Source organism: Pseudomonas sp. OVF7 (assembly GCF_030644265.1).
In the GTDB taxonomy this organism is placed as follows: domain Bacteria; phylum Pseudomonadota; class Gammaproteobacteria; order Pseudomonadales; family Pseudomonadaceae; genus Aquipseudomonas; species Aquipseudomonas gorinensis.
Window position 1 is genome coordinate 6,820,188 of sequence record NZ_CP128996.1, and the last position, 21,063, is coordinate 6,841,250.

Annotated in this window: 16 protein-coding genes and 2 pseudogenes; 4 read left to right on the forward strand and 14 right to left on the reverse strand. The window is 61.7% G+C overall.

The window, feature by feature from the left end:
* Window positions 1–89: 89 nt before the first annotated feature.
* The 6 genes and pseudogenes from QU606_RS31040 to QU606_RS31065 all read right to left on the reverse strand — a co-directional run.
* Window positions 90–1,334 (reverse strand): annotated as a pseudogene (locus QU606_RS31040) (xanthine dehydrogenase family protein molybdopterin-binding subunit); the annotation flags it as partial.
* Between the two features lie 274 nt (window positions 1,335–1,608).
* Window positions 1,609–2,646: an IS110 family transposase gene (locus QU606_RS31045; protein WP_168233670.1), complete on the reverse strand. Its 1,038-nt coding sequence runs from the start codon at window positions 2,644–2,646 to the stop codon at window positions 1,609–1,611.
* An 82-nt stretch (window positions 2,647–2,728) separates the two neighbouring features.
* Window positions 2,729–3,670: pseudogene (locus tag QU606_RS31050) on the reverse strand (xanthine dehydrogenase family protein molybdopterin-binding subunit); the annotation flags it as partial.
* Window positions 3,667–4,656, reverse strand: coding sequence for a xanthine dehydrogenase family protein subunit M (locus QU606_RS31055; protein ID WP_069077067.1), 990 nt, complete (start codon window positions 4,654–4,656; stop codon window positions 3,667–3,669). The pseudogene QU606_RS31050 and the gene QU606_RS31055, both read right to left, overlap by 4 nt.
* A complete protein-coding gene (locus tag QU606_RS31060; RefSeq protein WP_304997971.1) occupies window positions 4,653–5,177 on the reverse strand; it encodes a (2Fe-2S)-binding protein in 525 nt (174 codons plus the stop codon). The genes QU606_RS31055 and QU606_RS31060 overlap by 4 nt, the downstream gene beginning before the upstream one ends.
* A 96-nt stretch (window positions 5,178–5,273) precedes the next feature.
* Window positions 5,274–5,720, reverse strand: coding sequence for a DUF4879 domain-containing protein (locus QU606_RS31065; RefSeq protein ID WP_069077066.1), 447 nt, complete (start codon window positions 5,718–5,720; stop codon window positions 5,274–5,276).
* A gap of 188 nt (window positions 5,721–5,908) precedes the next feature.
* Here QU606_RS31065 and QU606_RS31070 point away from each other — a divergent pair, with 188 nt between their 5' ends.
* Window positions 5,909–7,204, forward strand: coding sequence for an NCS2 family permease (locus QU606_RS31070; protein WP_024077516.1), 1,296 nt, complete (start codon window positions 5,909–5,911; stop codon window positions 7,202–7,204).
* The gene (trmA, locus tag QU606_RS31075; protein ID WP_024077517.1) at window positions 7,201–8,280 is read left to right on the forward strand and encodes a tRNA (uridine(54)-C5)-methyltransferase TrmA; all 1,080 of its coding nucleotides are present in this window, start codon (window positions 7,201–7,203) and stop codon (window positions 8,278–8,280) included. The genes QU606_RS31070 and trmA overlap by 4 nt, the downstream gene beginning before the upstream one ends.
* Window positions 8,281–8,970: 690 nt before the next feature.
* Here the strand turns inward: trmA and QU606_RS31080 are convergent.
* The 7 genes from QU606_RS31080 to QU606_RS31110 all read right to left on the reverse strand — a co-directional run bounded on the left by QU606_RS31080 (window position 8,971) and on the right by QU606_RS31110 (window position 18,655).
* Window positions 8,971–10,287 (reverse strand): TolC family outer membrane protein, encoded by a 1,317-nt coding sequence (locus tag QU606_RS31080; RefSeq protein ID WP_069077065.1) that lies wholly within the window; start codon window positions 10,285–10,287, stop codon window positions 8,971–8,973.
* On the reverse strand, window positions 10,284–11,609 hold the full coding sequence (locus tag QU606_RS31085) for an HlyD family type I secretion periplasmic adaptor subunit (protein WP_069077064.1): 1,326 nt from the start codon (window positions 11,607–11,609) through the stop codon (window positions 10,284–10,286). Before QU606_RS31085 ends, QU606_RS31080 begins: the two co-directional genes overlap by 4 nt.
* Window positions 11,606–13,342 carry a type I secretion system permease/ATPase gene (locus tag QU606_RS31090; protein WP_304997972.1) on the reverse strand — a complete coding sequence of 579 codons (1,737 nt, stop codon included), beginning with the start codon at window positions 13,340–13,342 and terminating at the stop codon, window positions 11,606–11,608. The genes QU606_RS31085 and QU606_RS31090 overlap by 4 nt, the downstream gene beginning before the upstream one ends.
* Window positions 13,343–13,504: 162 nt before the next feature.
* Window positions 13,505–14,125 (reverse strand): heme acquisition protein HasA, encoded by a 621-nt coding sequence (locus QU606_RS31095; protein ID WP_024077521.1) that lies wholly within the window; start codon window positions 14,123–14,125, stop codon window positions 13,505–13,507.
* An 81-nt stretch (window positions 14,126–14,206) separates the two neighbouring features.
* A complete protein-coding gene (locus tag QU606_RS31100) occupies window positions 14,207–16,864 on the reverse strand; it encodes a TonB-dependent receptor (protein WP_069077062.1) in 2,658 nt (885 codons plus the stop codon).
* Between the two features lie 207 nt (window positions 16,865–17,071).
* Entirely contained in the window at window positions 17,072–18,070 is a 999-nt protein-coding gene (locus tag QU606_RS31105; protein WP_102624483.1) for a FecR family protein, read from the reverse strand.
* 63 nt (window positions 18,071–18,133) lie between these two features.
* Complete coding sequence (locus tag QU606_RS31110; protein WP_024077524.1) at window positions 18,134–18,655, reverse strand: RNA polymerase sigma factor; 522 nt, start codon at window positions 18,653–18,655, stop codon at window positions 18,134–18,136.
* 206 nt (window positions 18,656–18,861) lie between these two features.
* On the opposite strand from QU606_RS31110, the gene aroQ reads away from it, so the two are divergent.
* Window positions 18,862–19,311, forward strand: coding sequence for a type II 3-dehydroquinate dehydratase (gene aroQ, locus QU606_RS31115; protein WP_024077525.1), 450 nt, complete (start codon window positions 18,862–18,864; stop codon window positions 19,309–19,311).
* Window positions 19,308–20,174, forward strand: a complete 867-nt coding sequence (locus tag QU606_RS31120) for a shikimate dehydrogenase (RefSeq protein ID WP_069077061.1) — start codon at window positions 19,308–19,310, stop codon at window positions 20,172–20,174. Before aroQ ends, QU606_RS31120 begins: the two co-directional genes overlap by 4 nt.
* 162 nt (window positions 20,175–20,336) lie before the next feature.
* Here the strand turns inward: QU606_RS31120 and QU606_RS31125 are convergent, their stop codons facing one another.
* Complete coding sequence (locus QU606_RS31125) at window positions 20,337–21,002, reverse strand: TetR/AcrR family transcriptional regulator (RefSeq protein ID WP_041161028.1); 666 nt, start codon at window positions 21,000–21,002, stop codon at window positions 20,337–20,339.
* Between the last annotated feature and the right edge of the window lie 61 nt (window positions 21,003–21,063).

The following is a 21,063-nucleotide window of genomic DNA, read 5'->3' on the forward strand; positions in this document are numbered from 1 at the left end:
CAGGGGCTGAACAGTCGTGCAGATACCCATGGCTGCCGGGGGCAAGCCCCCTGCCACATCTGGATCGCCATGGGTTTGAAAGAACCGCGTTAGAGCACCTTATCCAGGGTGATCGGAAACTCCCGCACCCGCTTGCCGGTGGCGTGATAAATCGCATTGGCCACCGCCGCCGCCACTCCGACAATGCCAATCTCGCCCACGCCCTTGGACCCGAGGGCGTTGACGATCTCGTCGTGCTCTTCGACAAACAGCACGTCAATCTCGCCAATATCGGCATTCACCGGGATGTGGTACTCCGCCAGGCTGTGGTTCATGCCGCGCCCCAGTTGATGGTCGACCTGGGTCTCTTCATGCAGGGCCATGCCGATGCCCCATACCACCCCGCCGAGGATCTGGCTGCGCGCCATCTTCGGATTGACCACACGCCCAGCGGCAATCGCGCTGACGACACGGCTGACCTTGATCGTGCCCAGGTCCTCATCCACACGCACTTCAACGAACACCGCTGAATGGGTGGCGGTAGCGTAGCCCTCACGTTTTTTATCCGGTTCGCTGTCGACCTGCACCTCCAATGCGTCTTCGCCGCTGTCCTTGACCAACTGCGCCAACGTCACACTCACGTCACCGGTGTGCAACTGGCCGTCTTCAAAGCGTACGGATTCGGCCTCCTTGAATACCGGATAAGTCTGCCGGGCAATGCTCAGCAACTTGCTCGTCAACGCTTCGCAGGCCTGCTGCACGGCGGTGCCGACGGACGAGACGGTAAACGAGCCGCCCTGCAATGGCGCGGTGGGTAACGAAGAGTCGCCGAGCAGAAAACGCACATCCTCCACCGCCACACCGCTGGCCTGCGCCGCGATCTGGGTCATCACCGTGTAAGTCCCGGTGCCGATATCGGTGGTGGCACTGCTCACGGTCAGCTTGCCATCGGCGTCGATCCGCGCTTTGGCGCTGGCCTTCATCTGCATGGCTTCCCATACCCCGCCGGCCATGCCCCAGCCGATCAATTGACGGCCGTCGCGCATGCTGCGCGGTTCCGGGTTGCGCTCGCGCCAGCCGAAGCGCTCGGCGCCGTCGCGGTAGCACTCGCGCAGGGCTTTGCTCGACCAGGGTTTGTCTTCGTTCTGGTTGCGCTCGGCGTAATTGATCAAGCGCAGTTGCACCGGGTCCATGCCTAAGGCGCAGGCGAGTTCGTCCATGGCGCACTCCAGGCCGATCACGCCGAGGGCAGCGCCCGGTGCGCGCATGTCCAAGGGGGTGAACACGTCCAGGGGCACCAATTGGTAGGTCAGTTGGACGTTGTCGCAGTGGTAGAGCATGCCGCTCCACTCCATACATGGACGCCCCCAGTATGCCAAGCGCTCAATTCGTGAAAACACAGACGGGATAAGGTTGCAGCCATACATCCGGACTTTAAGTGAGGCTATGCCTCTGTCCCTGATGGAATTCGCTGATCGGGCTCTTATCACCACAACGCGCTCGAAGCGCTGTGAGCGGAGCAGAGTTACCCGATCCCGGTCCTACCTGTCTTGCCATCACGTCATGATCGCCTGAGCAACCTTGGAAATACTCCCTCTAACGCACCACTTTTTGATTCCACCGAGCCGGCTACGCCCCTGTTACATCAGGGGTGTAGTCGGCTCGGAACTTGCTGCCATGGGCCAATAGTGCCCAGGCTATCCGGACAGTTTTATTAGCCTGAGCAACAACTGCAACGTTGGTGTGCCGACGAGCCAATAACCCCTTCAGCCAATCCGCCGAAGGATCTGTTTTACTCTCCACCACTCGAACCACCGACCGAGCGCCGTGAACCAGCAAAGTGCGTAAATAACCATCGCCCCGTTTACTGATCCCCAACAACGTGGGCTTTCCTCCGCTGGAATGTTGTCGTGGCACCAACCCCAGCCATGCTGCCATTTGCCGACCATTAGTGAAATTCTTCGCATCACCCACTGACGCCACTAGCGCGGTTGCAGTGAGCGGGCCGACTCCTGGTATTTCTGCCAGGCGGCAACTGTCTTCATTGCTGCGATGCCATTGTTGAATCTCCCGTTCCAACTCGACGACCTGTCGATCCAGCTCTTTGAAATGCTCACTCAAACGCTGCATCAGTTGGCGCAAAGATCGAGGAAGAGCGTTGTCACGATCTTCCAAAATGCCCGGCAAACGCTCGGTAATATGCCGAATGCCCTGCGGCAAGACCACGCCAAACTCTCCAAGAAGTCCACGAATCGAATTAGCTTGTGCCGTTCTGGCCTTTACGAATCCCTGCCGTGCGCGATGCACGGCCAGAATAGCTTGTTGCTCTACCGTCTTGATCGGCACAAAGCGCATGTTGGGCCGAGTAACGGCTTCACAGATTGCTTCTGCGTCAGCTACATCGCTTTTGTTCGACTTCACATAGGGCTTCACAAATTTCGGTGCCATTAACTTGACCGTATGACCAAGTGCCTGCAGTTTTCTTGCCCAGTAGTGGGCTCCGCCACATGCCTCCATGCCCACCAGGCACGGCTCTAACGTGGCAAAAAACGGTACAACTTGTTCACGTTTAAGCTGCTTCCTTAGCGCCGTTTTTCCTTGTTCGTCGATCGCGTGAAGTTGAAACAGGGCTTTTGCCAAGTCAACCGAAACAGTCGTAAGCTTCATGAGGACGCTCCCTTCCGTTAAGTGTGGGTAACACTTTAACTTTGGCACATAGATGCCGTTAGGAAGGGGGCGTCCATCCCATTACCACATGCTCGCTGAAGTCCTCGAAGCGCGAGGTCTGGCCAATCGCGGTGTGCCCCAGGGCCAGCAGGCGACCGTTGGCCGCGGCGCCCATCTGCAAACGCTGCAAGGTGCGCGGGCGGTAACCGAAGGTGAACATCTGTTGCCGGGTCAGGGTGACACGTACCGAACGCTTGAGCGCCAGGGACGCCATCACCGCCAACGGCAATTGGTATTGCGGGCGCAGGCCCGAGCCGAAAGCGCCGCCGACGAAGGCGGCAAAGATGCGCACCTGGCTTTTATCCAAGCCGAACACTTTTTGCACATAGGCTTGGCAGTTCTGCGGCCCCTGGGTCTTGTCATGGATATGCAGGGTGCCATCCGGCTGATACAGCACGGTACTGGCGTGGGGCTCCATGGGGTTGTGGTGTTCGATGGGAGTGCTGTAGTGCAGGTCGAGGCTGACGGCGGCGGCGCTCCATTGGGCCTGAAAGTTGCCGCGCGGCTCGGGCGGGGTCTGCGGCGAAGGATAAGCGTGTTCCTGCCGGGCCAGCAGGTCGGTGTCGAAGGGTTCGGTTTCGTACTCGATTTCGACCAGGGAACCGGCATGCCGCGCCAGTTCCAGGTTGTCGGCGATCACCAGGGCCAGGGGCTGGCCGTTGTAGAGCACGCGGTCGTTGTACAGCGGGCGAAACGGCGAGCCATCCGCCGCGTCGGCATCGGCGAAGGCGTCATCGTAGCTGGCGATTGTCGGCCGGTTGAGGTGATCGAGCACCCTGACCACGCCCGGCAGCGCCAGGGCTTTGGTCGCATCGATCTTGATGACGCGCCCTTTGGCGATGGTGCTGGAGACCACGCTGCCATGAAGCAGGCCGTCCTCGGGAAACTCACCGGCATATCGTGCCTGGCCGGTGACTTTGAGCAGACCGTCGACACGGTCCAGGGGTTTGCCGATAGCCGTCATGGGCGTTCTCCTGCGACAGCGGCATCACTCAGTGCGCGAATGATTGCGCGGCGCGCCAGTTTGATCTTGAAGCCGTTGTGTTGCAGCGGCTCGGCGTCTTGCAGCAAAGCGTCGGCAGCGTTGCTGAAGGTTTCGCGGCTGACCGCCTGGCCGATCAGCGCGGTTTCCACCGCGCGATCACGCCAGGGTTTATGGGCCACGCCGCCCAGGGCCAGGCGGGCGTCGACGATACGATCGCCGTCCAGTTCCAAGGCCGCAGCGACGGAGACCAGGGCAAAGGCGTACGACGCGCGGTCGCGAATTTTCAGGTAGTGGCTGTGGCGTGCCAGGTGGTCGGCGGGCAACTCGATAGCGGTAATCAGTTCATCGTCGGCCAGCAGGTTGTCGCGCTGCGGCGTATCGCCGGGCAAGCGATGGAAGTCGGCAAACTCGATGACGCGCGCGCCGCCACGCCCTTGCACATGCACCCGCGCCGCCAGGGCGGCGAGGGCCACGCACATGTCCGACGGATGGGTGGCCACGCATTGCTCGCTGGCACCGAGGATCGCATGGATGCGGTTCAACCCGGTGCGCGCCGGGCAACCGCTGCCGGGCAGTCGTTTATTGCAGGGCACGGCGGCGTCATAGAAGTAGTAGCAACGGGTGCGCTGCAACAGGTTGCCGCCGGTGCTGGCCATATTGCGCAATTGCGGCGAAGCGCCGGCGAGGATGGCCTGGGACAGCAGCGGGTAGCGCTGCTCGATCAAGGGGTGCCAGGCCAGGTCGGCATTGCTGACCAGCGCACCGATCCGCACGCCACCCTCGGCCGTTTCTTCAACCGCGTGCAGCGGCAGCCCGGTGATATCGATCAGGTGCTCGGGACGGCTGATGTTTTCTTTCATCAGGTCGAGCAGGTTGGTACCACCGGCAATAAAGCGCGACGCCGCGCTGCTCAGGTGCACCGCCTCATGCACATCGGCCGGCTTGCTGTAGTGGAAGGGATTCATCGCTGACCTCCCCGGGCACGGCAGGCCGGCAGTGCGCCTTCGATGGCTGCGCGGATGTTGGTATAGGCACCGCAACGGCACAGGTTGCCGCTCATCAGCTCCTGGATCTGCGCGCTGTCGTGGGCGCGGCCTTCATTGGCCAGGCCAACTGCGGAACAAATCTGGCCAGGGGTGCAGTAACCGCACTGGAAGGCATCGTGGGTGATAAAGGCTTGCTGCATCGGGTGCAGTTGCTCCCCGTCGGCCAGGCCCTCGATGGTGGTCAGCTCGGCGCCGTCGCACATCACGGCCAGGGTCAGGCAGGCGTTGACGCGCTTGCCGTCGCGCAACACCGTGCAGGCGCCGCATTGGCCGTGGTCGCAGCCTTTTTTGCTGCCGACCAGGTCCAGTTGTTCGCGCAGCAGGTCCAGCAGCGTGGTCCAGGGCAACACGTCCAGTTGGCGAGCCTGGCCGTTCAGGGTCAAGCGTATCGAGTGGGCGACGAACGGTTGGGTCGCCGCGCCATTGGGGGTCGCGCTCATAAACACCTCACGGGTTGGTGGACATCCGCGGCGTTCAGGAAAGTCGCCGTCTCAGGGGTACGACTTCCCGGGGTTTTGAGCGTTCAAGCTGATTGATCAGCGGATATTGAGCTGTGTCTTCAAGGTGTTCTGCGGACCGTTGATCGAGGAGTTGCTGTATTCGAACCAGCCTTGGGCTTCGACATTCAGGTCAAATACATAGATGTAGCCCATCAGGGTGCCTGCCCCGTTGCAGGCTTGGCTGATGTTGCCGACCTGGCACACGGGCGTACGTTGCCCGTTCAGCTCGGCACCATTGAAGCGGCCCATGGGGTTGTGGCCCAGGCCGACTTCCATCACCGACACCTTGGTAGGCCCGCGATGCGTGCACATCTGCGTACTTTGCGCGCGTTCCGGGATGGTTTCGCTGCAACCCGCCGACTCAACCTTGAACACGCGCACCTCGCTCAAGGGCGGTGCAGTCGCGCCCCACACCGGTGCCGCGCCCAACCACAGGCCGAGACAAGTGATCAGGGCTAGACTCCACGCGTTGGCTTTTTTCATGCTGTCGATGACCCGCTATTGAACGTCGCCGCAGTATGCCTCAAGGCCATGCGCCACACAGCCTCGGCTGCTGGTATGATGCGCCGCTTTTTCCGATCCTCTCTGGAACCACAGGCGCTTGGCGCAGTTTGTGCTTTGACTTAGAGGTCAACAAATAACGACGCAACATAGCGTCACAGGGAGCAGGCATGCTGGAAAAGCTGTTTCAACTCAAGGCACACAACACCAACGTGCGCACCGAGATTCTCGCGGGCATCACGACATTCCTGGCCATGGCCTACATCTTGTTCGTGAACCCGAGCATCCTCGGCGAGACCGGCATGGACAAGGGCGCCGTCTTCGTTGCGACCTGCCTGGCCGCCGCCATCGGTTCGACCGTCATGGGCCTGATCGCCAACTACCCGATCGCCCTGGCGCCGGGCATGGGCCTCAACGCCTTCTTCACCTACACCGTGGTCCTGCACATGGGCCATACCTGGCAAGTGGCGCTGGGTGCGGTGTTTATTTCGGCGGTGTTGTTCTTCCTGCTGTCGATCTTCCGCATCCGTGAATGGATCATCAACAGCATCCCTCTGCCCCTGCGCTCGGCGATTGCCGCCGGTATCGGCCTGTTCCTGGCCTTGATCGCCCTGCACAACGCCGGGATCGTGGTCAGCAACCCGGCCACCATGGTGGGCCTGGGCGACTTGAAACAACCGGCACCGATTCTCGCCACCCTCGGTTTCGTGCTGATCGTGGCCCTTGAAGCCCTGGCCGTGCGCGGCGCGGTGCTGATCGGCATCCTCGCGGTGACCGTCGTTTCCATCCTGCTGGGCGTCACGCCCTTTGGCGGCGTAACGTCGATGCCACCGTCCCTGGCCCCGACCTTCCTGCAGTTGGATATCAAGGGCGCGCTGGATATCGGCCTGGTCAGCGTGATCTTCGCCTTCCTGTTCGTCGACCTGTTCGACAACTCCGGCACCCTGATCGGCGTGGCCAAGCGCGCCGGCCTGATGGGCAAGGACGGCCACATGCCGAAAATGGGCCGTGCGCTGATCGCCGACAGCACCGCGGCGATGGCCGGTTCGCTGCTCGGCACCTCGACCACCACCAGCTACATCGAATCCGCCGCCGGCGTGAGTGCCGGTGGCCGTACCGGCTTGACCGCCATCGTGGTGGCAATCCTGTTCCTGCTGGCGCTGTTCTTCTCGCCACTGGCCGCCAGCGTTCCGGCCTTCGCCACCGCACCGGCGCTGCTGTTCGTCGCGGTGCTGATGACATCGGGCCTGGCGGAAATCGACTGGGAAGACATTACTGTTGCAGCGCCAGTGGTGATTACCGCCCTGGCGATGCCCTTCACTTACTCCATCGCCAACGGCATTGCCTTCGGTTTCATCGCCTGGACCGCCATCAAGCTGCTTTCGGGCCGCTACCGTGAGCTGAACCCGGCACTGGTGATTCTGTCGATTCTGTTTGTGATCAAGCTGGGCTGGTTCAACGCATGACTTTTGATGCCGCACGCTACACCGTTCAACTGCAAGACAAGGTCACGCGCTTGCGTGACCTGCTGGCACCGTTCGACGCCCCCGAGCCGCAGGTCTTCGACTCGCCGCTGCAGCACTTTCGCCTGCGCGCGGAGTTTCGCCTGTGGCGCGAGGGTGGCGAGCGCCACTATGCGATGTTCTCCCAGGATGACAAACGCACGCCGATCCTGATCGAAGAATTTCCCATCGCCAGCCAGCGCATCAACCAGCTGATGCCCCAGCTCAAGGCCGCCTGGCAAGCCAGCGCCGCCCTGAGCCACAAGCTGTTCCAGGTGGAATTCCTCACCACCCTGGCGGGCGACGCGATGATCACCCTGTGCTATCACCGCCCGCTGGACGAGCATTGGCACACGGCCGCGAACCAACTGGCTGCGGATCTGAACGTGAGCATCATCGGCCGCTCCAAGGGCAAGCGCGATGTGATCGGCCATGACTACGTGGTGGAAAAACTCGACGTCGGCGGCCGCACGTTCAGCTACCGCCAACCCGAAGGTGCGTTCACCCAGCCCAACGGCACGGTGAACCAGAAGATGCTCAATTGGGCGTACGAAGCCCTGGGCGATCGCGCCGATGATTTGCTGGAGCTGTATTGCGGCAACGGCAACTTCACCCTGCCGCTGGCTACCCGCGTGCGTAAAGTGCTGGCTACCGAGATCAGCAAGACCTCGGTGAATGCCGCGTTGAGCAACCTCGATGAAAACGCGGTGGATAACGTCACCCTGGTGCGCCTCTCCGCCGAAGAACTCACCGAAGCGCTGAACGAAGTGCGCCCGTTCCGTCGCTTGCAGGGCATCGACCTGAAAAGCTACGAATTCGGCAGCGTCTTCGTCGACCCGCCCCGCGCCGGCATGGACCCGGACACCTGCGAACTGACCCGGCGCTTCGAGAACATCCTGTACATCTCCTGCAACCCGGAGACGCTGGCGGCGAACATTGCGCAACTGCATGACACGCACCGCATTACACAGTGCGCAATGTTTGATCAGTTTCCATGGACCCATCATATGGAGTCCGGGGTGTTGCTGACCCGGCGATAAATCTGCCAGACACCACAGATTCCCTGTAGGAGCTGGCTTGCCAGCGATGACCATGGGTATCTACACAACTGTGTAGCAACCAACGCTAACCAAGATGCGAAGCGAGCCGCTCTTGATCTTGCTTTAGATCTTGATCTCAGGCGCCCCGTTAAACCACGCTGGCCGCAATTCGACAGTGATTTGGGGGGTAAACCGGCAGGGATGCCGGTTTAGCCGCCCCGCGCCATGGATGGCGCGTGGCGGCGGCCCCCCAAATCACTGTCGGATTGCGGGCACACCGAGCCTGGGCGAGGTGCCGAGTGGTGGGGCAAGAGCCCTTTGCTTACTTTGGGGCTTTTCCAAAGTGAGCCGCCGTAAGGGCGGAACCCTAAGTGGCCGTTACCGCAGCAACGGATATGTACCCGGTCCAAACCAAAAAAATAGTCGGCCCAGAGGCCGCCATCGGGGGCAAGTCGAATCGTCGCACCGCCCGCTCCCACATTTAGGTCGCGATGCATCAGTTAGATAGTCGTCGGCTCCCGAGCCGTCACGGGAGCAAGCTCCCTCGCCACAGGTTCAGGGCCATGCCAAAGTTGTGTAGATACCCATGCAGCGATGACGGTGCATCAGTCAGCACATGTGTTAACTGAACCACCACCCTCGCCGCTAAGCCGCCCCCTACGGGGGCCTGTGTATTGGCAAAGACCCTACTCATGCCGACGGCTGGAAATACCGCGCCAACGCGCGCAAATCCTGCTCGCTCAGCACCCCCGCGTAATACTTCAACTGAATCCTCGCCAGCAGATACGCATGCCGCGCATTCGCCAGGTCGCGGCGAGCGGTGAACAGTTGTTGCTCGGCGTCGAGCACGTCGAGGTTGACCCGCTCACCGCCGGCAACACTTTTTTTCGTCGCAGTAACCAGCGCAGTGGCAGAGCTGACCGCCATTTCATAAGCACGCACTTTGGCCGCGCCGCTGGTATTGAGGTTGAACTGCTTACGCAACTCCACCAGCGTGGCCGAGGTTTGCGCATCCAGTTCGTATTGGGCCTGGGACAGTTGATTGGCCGCCTGGCGCGTAGAGGCCGATACTCCGCCGCCAGCGAACAGCGGCAGGCTGACCTGGATGCCGACCGTGTTGGTGTCGTACTTCTGGTTGTAGCTGCTTTCCGAGTCGGAGTTGGTCTGGCGGCTGGTGGCGTACAGGCTGACCTTGGGCATGTGCCCGGCGCGCTTGCGCTCCACTTCATAGGACGCCACGTCCAAGGCATGGTGCTGGGACTGGAGCTCCGGGTTGTTGGCCATGGCCAGTTCGCGCCAGGTTTCGAAACGGTTGGGTTCCAGCGGCGGGATCTCGAATTGGCGCGTCAACGGCGCCAGTTCTTCGATCTGCAGCGGTTGGCCGACGATGGCTTCCAACTCACGCAGGGCGCTGTCCTGGGCATCCAGGGATTCGATTTCTTCGGCCTGGGCCAGGCTCAGGCGTGCCTGGGTTTCCAGCACATCGGTGCGCGTGCCTTCGCCACCTTTGAGCAGGCGATCATTGAGTTGCAGGCGCTCGGCGTACGCACGTTTCTGCGCACGGCTCAGCTCGATGCGCTCTTGGGCCAACAAGGCCTGGCTGTAGGCGTTGAGAACCCGCACCGCCAGTTCCTGGCTCTTGCCGCGAAAGCGTTCATCGGCCATCAAGGCCTGGGCAGTGCCCTGGCGAAAGCGCGCGTAGGCTTCATAATCCAGCAGCGGTTGTTGCAAGGTCAGGGTCGACGCATAACTGCGGTAGTCACGGTTGCTGGTGACATCACCCGCCGTCACTTCGGACTCATTGCGCGAGTTGTTGTAACTCCACGACAAGTTCGGCAACAACGCCGCTCGGCCGATCAGGCGGTTTTCTTCACCGCCTTCACGCGCCTGAATGGCTGCCTGAAAGGTCGGATCATTGCGCAGGGCCAAGTCGTAGGCATCCAGCAAACCCAAGGCCTGGGCCGCCGAGGAACACGCGAAACACAGGGTAAACAACAGCGCCTTCATTCTTCCACCAGGGCCATGTGGGTGCGATCCATCAGGGGTTTGAACAGGTAGTTGAGCATTGAGCGCTCACCGGTCTTGACGAAGGTTTCCACCGGCATGCCTGGGCGGATCTGCACGCCGTCCAGTTGCTGCACGCCCGCCGCACTGACCTGGGCACGCAGCGTGTAATACGGCTCGTCGGTGCGCTCATCGACCTGGCGGTCCGCCGAGACCAGCGTCACCTCGCCGGCGACCCGTGGCGTGGTGGATTGGTTGAACGCCGAGAACATCAATTCCACCGGCAAGCCCGGGTGCACTTTGTCGACCATCTGCACCGGGACCCGCGCTTCAACCAGCAAGGGCTCGCCCTGAGGCACGATATCCATCAACGCCTGGCCGGGCTTGATGACGCCGCCTTCGGTGTACACGTCCAGCCCCACCACCACGCCCGACACCGGCGCTCGCACCAGGCTATTGGCCAGTTCGAACTCGGCCGAGGCCAGCCGATTGCGCAGGTCGTCGCTGCGGGTGCGGGTCTCTGCCAACTGGCCGCGCAGGTCTGTCTGGAAATCTTCGCCAAGCTGGCGGATGCGCAGGCGCAGTTCGAGAACCTGGCGCTGCAATTGGCCGATACGGCCGTAGTCCTCGGCGATGGCGCCGTCGATCTGTGAATACAGGCGCTCGCTGTCGAGCAGGCGATTGCGCGGGATGTAACCGTCACGAGCCAACTCGCGCAGGCCTTGCAGTTGCTCATTCAACGCCGCGCGCTGCTGGACTTTGCTCGCTTGCGAATCCCGTGTGCCACGCAACTGCGCCTCGGCCCCGGCGATGGTTTCGCGCAGGCCTTGTTGCTCCGTGGCCAGTGCCTGGGCGCGACTCTTGAACAATTGCCGTTGCAGGTCCAGGGTGCCCGCCGCCTCAGGATCGTTGAGCAGTTCAGGACCGAAGTTGATCACCGCTAAACCTTCGCTTTCGGCGCTCAAGCGCGCCTCGCTGGCCAGGGACGCCAGGTACTGGCTGCGCAGGGACTGCATCTGCCCGCGCAACGGGGTTTCCTTCAAGCGCAGCAGCACCTGGCCGGCGTTGACCACATCACCGTCGCGCACCTCGATACGCTCGACGATGCCCCCGGCCGGGTGCTGCACGGTCTTGCGATGGCCCGAGACCATGACCTTGCCCGGCACCGCCACGCCCTTGTCCAGTGGCGCCAACGCTGCCCAGCCGAGGAACCCGGCAAAGCCACCGAGCACCAACAGCCAGCCCAGGCGCGAATACTTTTTGTCATCCAGCGCCAGCACATTGTTCGGCGCATCACTGATCAGCACGGGTTTGCTCTGGCTCATGCCTGTTTTCCTTCACCGAGGCGGTAACTCATGCTCATGGTCGATACCGGCTTGGCCGCAGCCGGTTTCTGCCGGGCTTCCAACACGCGCGCGGTTGGGCCGAAGGCCTGCAACTGGCCTTCCCTGAGGATCAGCAGTTGGTCAGTCAGGGTCAGCAGATTGGGCTTGTGGGTGATCAGGATCACCGTGCGGCGCTGTTGCTTGAGCTGGGTGATGGCCTGGAGCAGAGCCTGCTCGCCCACTTCATCGAGGTTGGCGTTGGGCTCATCCAGCACGATCAGCGCGGGCACGCCGTACAGCGCACGCGCCAGGGCGACACGCTGTTTCTGGCCGCCGGACAACCCGGCGCCGCCCTCCCCCAACTGCGTGTCGTAGCCCTGGGGCAGTTGCAGGATCAACTCATGGACGCCGGCCATTTGTGCGGCGGCGAGGACTTTGTCCGCGTCGACCTCGACAAACCGTGCGATGTTATCCGCGATGCTGCCGGCGAACAGTTGAATGTCTTGCGGCAGGTAGCCGATGTGTGGGCCCAATTGCTGTTTGTCCCACAGGGCCAGGTCGGCACCGTCCAGCCGCACCTTGCCGGCCAAGGGCGCCCAGGCACCTACCAGTATTCGAGCCAGGGTGGATTTGCCGCAGCCCGACGGCCCGATCACCCCCAGCACCTCACCCGCGGCCAGAGTAAACCCAAGGTTGGCCAGCGCCGGCCGACGGCTGCCGGGAGCACAGGCACTGATTTGCTCGACGCTCAGTTGGCCTTTGGGCACCGGCAGGCTCATCCTTTCGGGCCGCGCCGGGTTGGCCTCCAGCATCTGTGACAAGCGATCAAACGCCAGGCGCGCCGAGCCCCACTGTTTCCACACACCGATCAACTGGTCGATCGGGCTGAGCACGCGGCCCATGAGGATCGAGCCGGCAATCATCATCCCCGGCGTGATATCGCCCTGCACCGCGAGTAACGCACCCAGGCCCAGCACCAGCGACTGCAACGCCAGGCGCACACCCTTGGACCAGGCGGTGACGGTCGCAGTCTTTTCACTCGCCAGGTTCTGCTGTGCCAGAAAGGCCTGGTGCTGGCCGAACCAACGCGCACGCAAGGTGGCGAGCATGCCCATGGCTTCGATGGCGTCGGCATTGCGCAGGTTGGCCGTGGCCTGCTGGCTGGCGCTGATGGACCGTTGGCTGGCCAGGGACATCGGGACCTGGCTGACGTGATGGTTGACCCACGCCAGCACGATCAGCAGCACTGCGCCAATCAGGGCCAGCAGCCCGAGCCAAGGGTGGAACAGGAAGATCACCAACAGGTACACCGGAAACCATGGCGCGTCGAAGAACGCGAACAACGCCTGCCCGGTGGCGAACTGGCGCAGGGTGGTCAGGTCATGCAGTGCCTGGCCGGCCGCCTGGATGCCGCCCTTGAGTTGCGCTTCGAACGCAGCGTCGTACACCCGCTGGTTCAGGCGCATGTCCATCTGAGTGCCGAGGCGGATCACCACCTGGCTGCGCACCCACTCCAATGCACCCATCAGGCCGAACAGGCCGAGGATCATCAGCGTCAGCATGAGCAGGGTCATCTGGTTGCCCGAGGCCAGCACCCGGTCGTACACCTGCAGCATGTATAGCGCCGGGGCCAGCATCAGCAGGTTGATCACCGCCGAGAACAGGCCGATGTTGAAGAAGCCACTTTTATAAGCCGTGAGGGCGGCCAGGGTTTCGTTGCCGGCGTGGCGCATCTGGGGATTCTCAAAGGGTTGAGCGGGCAGCGTCGTTGCGTTGACAGGCTGTACGACGCTGCGCAGAATTCGGCACCGCCGTCGCTGAAGAAGTAGAAGGCTTGGGCGACGGCGGTGTGTCACGCGGCGAATGGGAGAGCGATCTTCCATTCGCTTTTTTGCTTAGGCGGCCAGGGCGAAGTCCTGGGGCACGTCTTGCACGCCAACCAGCGCCACATCGGAGGCTGCGACCGAAGCCGAGTCCACATGCGCCACACCGGCAGCGGCCAGTTGGTCGAACGTCGAGTTGATCGACAGGCTTGGGTCAATGTCCTTGAGCAAGGAGTCGATCGCCGAAGCCAGCGCCGAGCTGTCGCCACTCATCAAGCCGTAGACGATTTTGTGCACCTGGCCGTCGCGGCCTTCGGACTGCAGGCTCGACAGGCCCAGGTTGGTGAAGCTGACTTCCTGGCTGGCAATGGTGTAGCCACCGCTGGCTGCGCCACCGGCGAGGGTATCGCCAAAGGTCAGTGCGTCGAGCGAACCCCAGAGCGTATGCGAAGGCGGATTGAACAAGGTGTAATGCAAGCTGCCCTCGGCCACTACCGCTGCATCGCTGACGGTGCTTGATACGCCATATTGAGTGCCGTCGAACGGCCCAGGATTGAAACCACCGGTGTTCACACCCTCTTTGACCGACCCTTCACGGTGGTTCAGGTCACCAAAGTAAGCCGACCAGTCGCTCAAGTACTGGGCAACGGTGTTCGTGGCGTAGCTCGTGCTGTATGAAATAGAAATGCTCATGCAAAACTCCAAGTCATGGGGTGGTAACTCCGCAGCAAGCCGGTGCCCGCTGTGGTTTTGCCCGTCACTGGGCAAAATCGGTCAGAACTGATATTCAACGGTGCCCTGCAAGGTGCGCCCACGGCCCAGGGTGAAGGCCAGCACATCGCCCAGGGGCACCAGGTAGGCGCGGTCGGTGACGTTCTCCATGGCCAGGCGCAAGGTCAATTGGTCGGTAGCGCGGTAGCTGCTGTACAGGTCATAGACGGTGTAAGGCTTCCAGTCGGCGGGGTAGACGCCGGTCTGTGAAGTGGTCACGCCGACGCCGCCTTTCACGTAATAACCAGCGCTATAACGGGCGCGAACCCCCACATCCAACTTGCGCTCGAAGAAACGCGCCCCCAGGGTCGCGGTGCCGCGATCCATCGGCATGTGCTCGGAGGAGCCGAGGATGGCATTGCAGCCCACGGCGGCATTGGCCGCGTCGTCCGGCACCATCGCGTCCACCGGCGTGCGGTTGCCCGGCCGCTTCTGGGTCTTGGTAACGCCCCCCAACCACGCAGTCTTGCTGCAGAACTTGTTGCTGCCGAGCATGCGCGTGTAGTTGACCTGGCCGTAGGCGAAACCCGCGTCGTAATCCAACTGGTATTCGAGGCCGCGAAAACGCGTGGTCTCCAGGTTGTTGACGTAAGCCGCATTGCCGATATTGGCAATGCCATAACCGGGTGGCTGCACGCCCAGGGCCATGTAGGAAAAATCATCGACGCGGGTATTGAAGTAGGACACCTTCATGCCCGCCCGGTCTTCGGCGAACAGCAGGTCTTCCTTGAGCACATTGAAGCCAACTTCCCACGCCGTGGACGTCTCGGGTTTCAAGTAGGGGTTAGGAAGAATCGACTCCGAACCGCCTCCATGGGGCCGGCCGCTGACCAGGCTTTCGGTGACTGCCGGCGGTCGCCAGCCCTTGCCGTACGTGGCGAACAGTTGCAGCCAATCCACGCCTGGCTTGACCGACAGACCGAAGGTGGGCGAGAAATGCCCTTCTTCCCGATCCACGTCATAGGTCATGGGCAAGCCGATTTGCCGCGTAGTGCCGATGATGAAGGTGCGCGTGTTCAAGCCCGTTTCGCCGCGTAGCCGATAGCGGTCGTAGCGCAACCCGGCATTGAGGTTCAGCCAGTTGTCGTAGTCGTAATCCAGGCGCGCGAACAGGCTGCCCATCGCCCGATCCCCCCTGGGCGTGATGCTTTCCGCCGCCGAGGCCGTCACCGCCGAATCGGCGGCCACCATCTGGTTGGAGTCCGGCCGCACCTTGTCGTAGAAAAACTCCAGCCCATAGTTGGCCTTGATCACGGACAGCTCGCTCAAGGCAAAGGTCGAGATGTTCTGCGCCTGGAAACCATAGGTGTTGGTCTGATAGGTAACGTCGTAGCCCTTGCTGCTGCCACGGGTCAGCGTGGTTTGGTCATTGCGGGTATCGACGTAGTAAAGCTTGGCCTTGAAATCGATCAGCGGGTTGTCCGGCGTGTAGCTGTAGTCCAGTGCGAAGTTCTGCGCCGTGACGTTGCTGCTGCCGAGTTTTTCCCATAGCTGGGCTTTTTCGGCGGTCATCATGTTGACGTCGTCGTAGTCGACTTCGGTGGTCAGGTAGCTCAGTTGCAGACGCTGATCCACCGGCAGGTTGATACCGAGCTTGAGCAGGCGCGAGCGCATCACCGAGCCGGTGTACTCGACGGTGGAGTTCTTGATCCGATCCTCGCTGGCCGGCAGGAAGGAACTGCCGGTGCGCAGTTCACCGATGCTGCCTTTAGTCCCGGGTTTGTAATCACCGAGATGACGCTCACTGGCGGCCACCAGCATGTCCCACACGTCCGTCCCCACGGCAAACGCCGAACTGCCAATAAAATGCGTGCCGTTGCTGCGCCCGCCCAGCCCCGTGGTCAAGCGGATGCGCCCGCCGATTTCCTTACCGCCCTTGAGCAGGTCGGCCGCTTCCACGGTGCGAAAATTGGCCACCCCGCCGATCACCCCGGCGCCGCCCATCGTGGAAGTGGCGCCCTTCTCGATCACCACCTCCGACAGCAATTCCGGGTCGACATACAGCGTGCCATTGCGTTGCTGGTGACCACTTTGCTGGTAGTTCTGGCGCATGCCGTCCACCGACATATTGACCCGGCCGTAGTCCTGGATACCGCGAATATTCACCGACAGCCCAGGGTCTTGCTGGCTGACCGCCGAGTAGACGCCCGGCGCCTCCTCGAGCATCTCAGCGGCATGCCGTGGCGGGTTGCGATCCAATTGCTCACGCCCCACCACACTCACCGAACGTGGCGATGAATACACCCAGTCGTTGGGGTGCAGGCCGGTGATTGTGGTGGTCGCCAGCGCCAAAGCGGCGCCGCTCTGCTCTACGCGGGTCAGGGTGACTTGGCGCTCGCCATTGAAGCGATACTCCACGGGCGCATTCCCCAGCAAATACGCCAGGCCTTCCTGCACGCCGTACTGCCCCTTCACCGTAGTGCTTTGCAAACCCGCCAGGCGCTGGCTGTCGAATAGCACTTGCAGACCGGCCTGGTCGGCGAACGCCAGCACCGCACTGCCCAGGGATTGTGCAGGGATATCCAGCATCAGCACCGCCGGTTGCGCAGCACTCGCCTGAGACTGAGCGGCGAATACTGGAGCCACTGCGGCGAACAGGCCCACGTGGATGGCCAGGGCTAACCGGCTTGCGGTGATACGCCCCTTGTTGAGTGCTGACATTTCTGTTGTTCCCTGCGCTGAGCGTTTTTGTTTATGCGAATGCTTCTCACCTAGCAAGACGTGCGACGCGCAGGAAGTCAGTAAGACTTTTTCAAAAGTTTCTAAAGGGCGGGTTTCAAGGCGAGGTATGTGTAGGAGCCGGCTTGCGGGCGATGACGTCAGAAAGACCACCGCACATCGCTCGGCAAACCGGCTCCTACAGGGCAATCAATAGATCAGGCTGAGGCCTGCCAGGTCAAAGCGTTGCACTTGAAGTTCCTGGGTGAGGGTGCCGAGGGCGGTGTCGAGCATGTCGAGGCGGAACACGCCGCTGACTTCGCGATCGCCCAGTGCCGAGTCTGTCAACACCACACGCCCGGGGCGGTAGAGGTTGAGTTGCTCGATGACTTTGGCCAGGGGCTGGTGATCGAAGATCAGTACGCCGCGTCGCCAGCTGGTGGCGCGTTCCACATCGAAGGGGTCCATGGCCACGATGCCTTCCTGGAGGTTGTAGCGTGCGGCCAGGCCTTCCTTGACCACCCTGTCGGCCGGGCCTTTTATCGGGATGGCTTGCAGGGAAACCTCGACACTGTGCTCCAGCACGCCGACCCACGCCTGGCTGTCGCTCTCGCGTGCCACCACAAACCGCGTGCCCAGCGCCCGGGTTTGCCCCCCGGCGCTCTGCACCACAAAAGGCCGGGTTTCCTCGCCCACCATCGGCGCCACGTCGAAGATCGCCGAGCCCTGGAGCAGGCGGATACGGCGTTGCACACCGTCGTAATCCAGGCGAATGGCACTGCCGGAGTCCAGCTCGACCTTGCTGCCATCGGCCAGTTGCACGGTGCGCACCTCGCCTTTCTCGGTGAGGTAATCCGCTTGCATGCGCAGCAACACCTCTGGCCCGCGCACCCAGCCGACACCGGCCACCACCACGACCAGCGCGACGGCCGCCGCACGTTGCCAAGACCTGCGCCGTTTGGCCCGGCGCACGGGCATCGTCGTCGCTGATGAGCGCTGGCGGTTCACCGGCGGTTCCTTGTACACGTCGCCCAGTGCCGCCCACGTCTGTTCGGCAAAGCGCAATGCCGCTTCATGACGGCTGTCGCAGGCAATCCAATGCTGCAGTTCGGCCTGCTCCTGATCGGTCAGGGCACCGGCGTGCAGGCGCACCGCCCACTCGGCGGCCGCCTCGGTAATGCTGTGCTGTTGCGGACCCTGGCTATTCACGTGTGAATCTCGAATTTTTCGTTATGTAACGCTGTGACGTCTGACGTGGCGCATTTCGGTAACTCATTCGTCGGATGGCGCCCTCTCGCCTTCCTGCAAGCGTTGCATCACGTAGGCCAACGCTTTGGCCAGGTGCTTTTGTACGGAACTGTCAGAGATGTCCAGGTGCCTCGCGACCTGAGCGTGGGTCATGCCTTCGATGCGGTTGAGACGGAAAATCTGCTGGGTGCGCTCCGGCAACTCCGCCAGTGCCTGCTTCAATGCCTGTCGCTGTTGCTGCGCCATTGCCTGAGCCTCCAACCCGGCCACTTCATCTTCAATCTCGGCCAACGCCTCATGGGGCACGGAGTCTGTCTTGCGCCGCGCTTCCTGGCGAATATGGTCGATCAGCAGATTGCTCGCCGTTCGATAGAGATAGCCCTGGGAGTTGTCGATGCGCTCGCCGGCCGGCTTTTCCGCCAGGCGCAGGAAGCTCTCCTGCACCAGATCTGCGGCCAACTGCGGGTCCCGTACCTTGCGCGCCAGATACCCGCGCAAGGTATCGGCATGCTTGAGAAACAGGCCTTTGAGATCCACGTCCGACAAACCGACTCCCTGGAATGTTAAGGAAACAGGCAAGCATCTTAAGCGTTGTCGAGAATGATTTTCAATTGATATCTAATCTGATCCAGCCAGGTGAAGGGTCGGATTAACTGTTCGATAATCGAACACATCCTCTGCCGCCAATTGACCAAATTAACCATTCAGTACATTTTATCTCCACAACCAACAATAACTGTGGAGAGACCCTTATGCCGCCCATCGTGCTGGTGCTCAACGGCCCCAACCTCAACCTGCTCGGCACCCGCGAGCCCGCGACCTACGGCCATGAAACCCTGGCCGACGTGGCCGCCCTGTGTGGTCGCAGCGCCGAGCAACTGGGGTTGAAAATCGAGTTTCGCCAGACCAACCACGAAGGTGAATTGCTCGACTGGATCCACGGCGCCCGCACCCGTTGCGCCGGTATCGTGATCAACCCGGCGGCCTGGACCCACACTTCAGTGGCGATTCGTGACGCTCTGGTGGCCAGTGAAGTGCCGGTGATCGAAGTGCACCTCTCCAACGTGCATGGCCGTGAAGCCTTCCGCCATCATTCCTTTGTGTCGCCCATCGCCAAGGCGGTGCTCGCGGGTTTCGGCAGCCATGGCTATCACCTGGCCCTGGAACATTTCAGCCAGTTGCTCAAGGGGGCGGCTCGATGAAACCGCGCGTCCTCGCTGGCCTGATCGGCGCCGGTATCCAGGCTTCCCGCACGCCAGCCCTGCATGAACAGGAAGGCGATGCCCAGGGCTTGCGCTACCTCTACCGACTGATCGATCTGGAACCGCTGCAACTGACTCTCGACGCCCTGCCCGACCTGCTGGACGCCGCCGAGCGGATGCACTTCACCGGTTTGAACATTACCTACCCGTGCAAGCAAGCGATCCTGCCGCTGCTTGATGAATTGTCTGACGAAGCGCGGGGCATTGGCGCAGTCAATACCGTGGTGTTCAAGGGTGGCAAACGTATTGGCCACAACACGGATTGCCTGGGGTTTGCCGAGGGCTTTCGCCGTAACCTCAACGATGTGCCGCGTCAGCGCGTGGTGCAGATGGGCGCCGGTGGCGCTGGCGCAGCAGTGGCGCACGCGTTGCTGGCCGAGGGTGTCGAGCAATTGAGTGTGTTCGATGTGGACGCCACCCGCGCCCGGGACCTTGTGGATAACCTGGCGCAACATTTTGGCAGCGGTCGCGCCCAGGTGGGCAGTGACCTGCAAAACGCCATGGCCGAGGCCGACGGCTTGGTCAACACCACGCCAATGGGCATGGCCAAGCTGCCCGGCACGCCGGTGCCCGCTGCCTTGCTGAGAGCAGAACTGTGGGTGGCTGAAATCGTGTATTTCCCGCTGGAAACCGAACTGCTGCGTGATGCCCGCGCCTTGGGCTGCCGCACCCTGGATGGCGGCAATATGGCGGTGTTTCAGGCGGTGAAAGCGTTTGAGCTGTTCAGTGGTGAGGTGGCGGATGCGCAGCGGATGCTGGCGCACTTCCAAAGCATGAATGGCTCAATGAGTGGACTGAACTAACCCCTGTAGGAGCGAGCTTGCTCGCGAAAAACTTCAACGATAACGCGTGCTTCCTGAATCAACGCGGCGCCTGTGAATTCTTCGCGAGCAAGCTCGCTCCTACAAAAAAAAAGCCTTAACTGAACGGCATTAGGGCAAGCCACAACGATTTCTGCGCTGACTTCAGGCCTGCAGGTAACGCAGCACCGAATCACAAATCATGTCCCGATGCCGCTGCTTAACCGCCTCATCCGACAGGTCGATCTGAAAAATCTCACTGAACGTATGGCGGTTGGACACCCGGTAAAAGCTGAACGAGTTGATCAGCAGGTGCACGTCCAGCGGCTCCAACCCGGCCCGGAACACCCCCATCTCAGCCCCACGGCGCAACGTCGCACCCAGCGCTTCCAGGATGTTGCTGTTCATCGCCTTGATCGAGTCGGAACGCTTCACGTACTCGGCATTGTGGATATTTTCGATGCTGACGATGCGCACGAAATCCACGTTCTGGTCATGGTGATCAAAGGTGAACTCCACTAGCCGCCGGATCGCCTCACGGGGTTCCAGGGCGGTGAGGTTCATGCGGGTTTCGGTGTTGCGGATATCACCGTAGAGCTTCTCCAGCACCTCGACGTACAACTGCTCCTTGCTGCCGAAGTAGTAATAGATCATGCGCTTGGAGGTATGGATGCGCTCGGCGATGGCATCCACGCGAGCGCCGGACAGACCCTGCTGAACAAACTCGACAACGGCTTCCTGGAGAATGTTCTCGCGGGTCTTTTCCGGATTGTTCTTGCGACTCTTGCGCGGTGCATCTGACACAGCGGAGAGATCGGGAGTCAGGGTCATGGTGCGCTCACGGCCGGTTTTATTGTGCAGGCCGCGATTATGGGCCGAGGCGCTCCCCGAA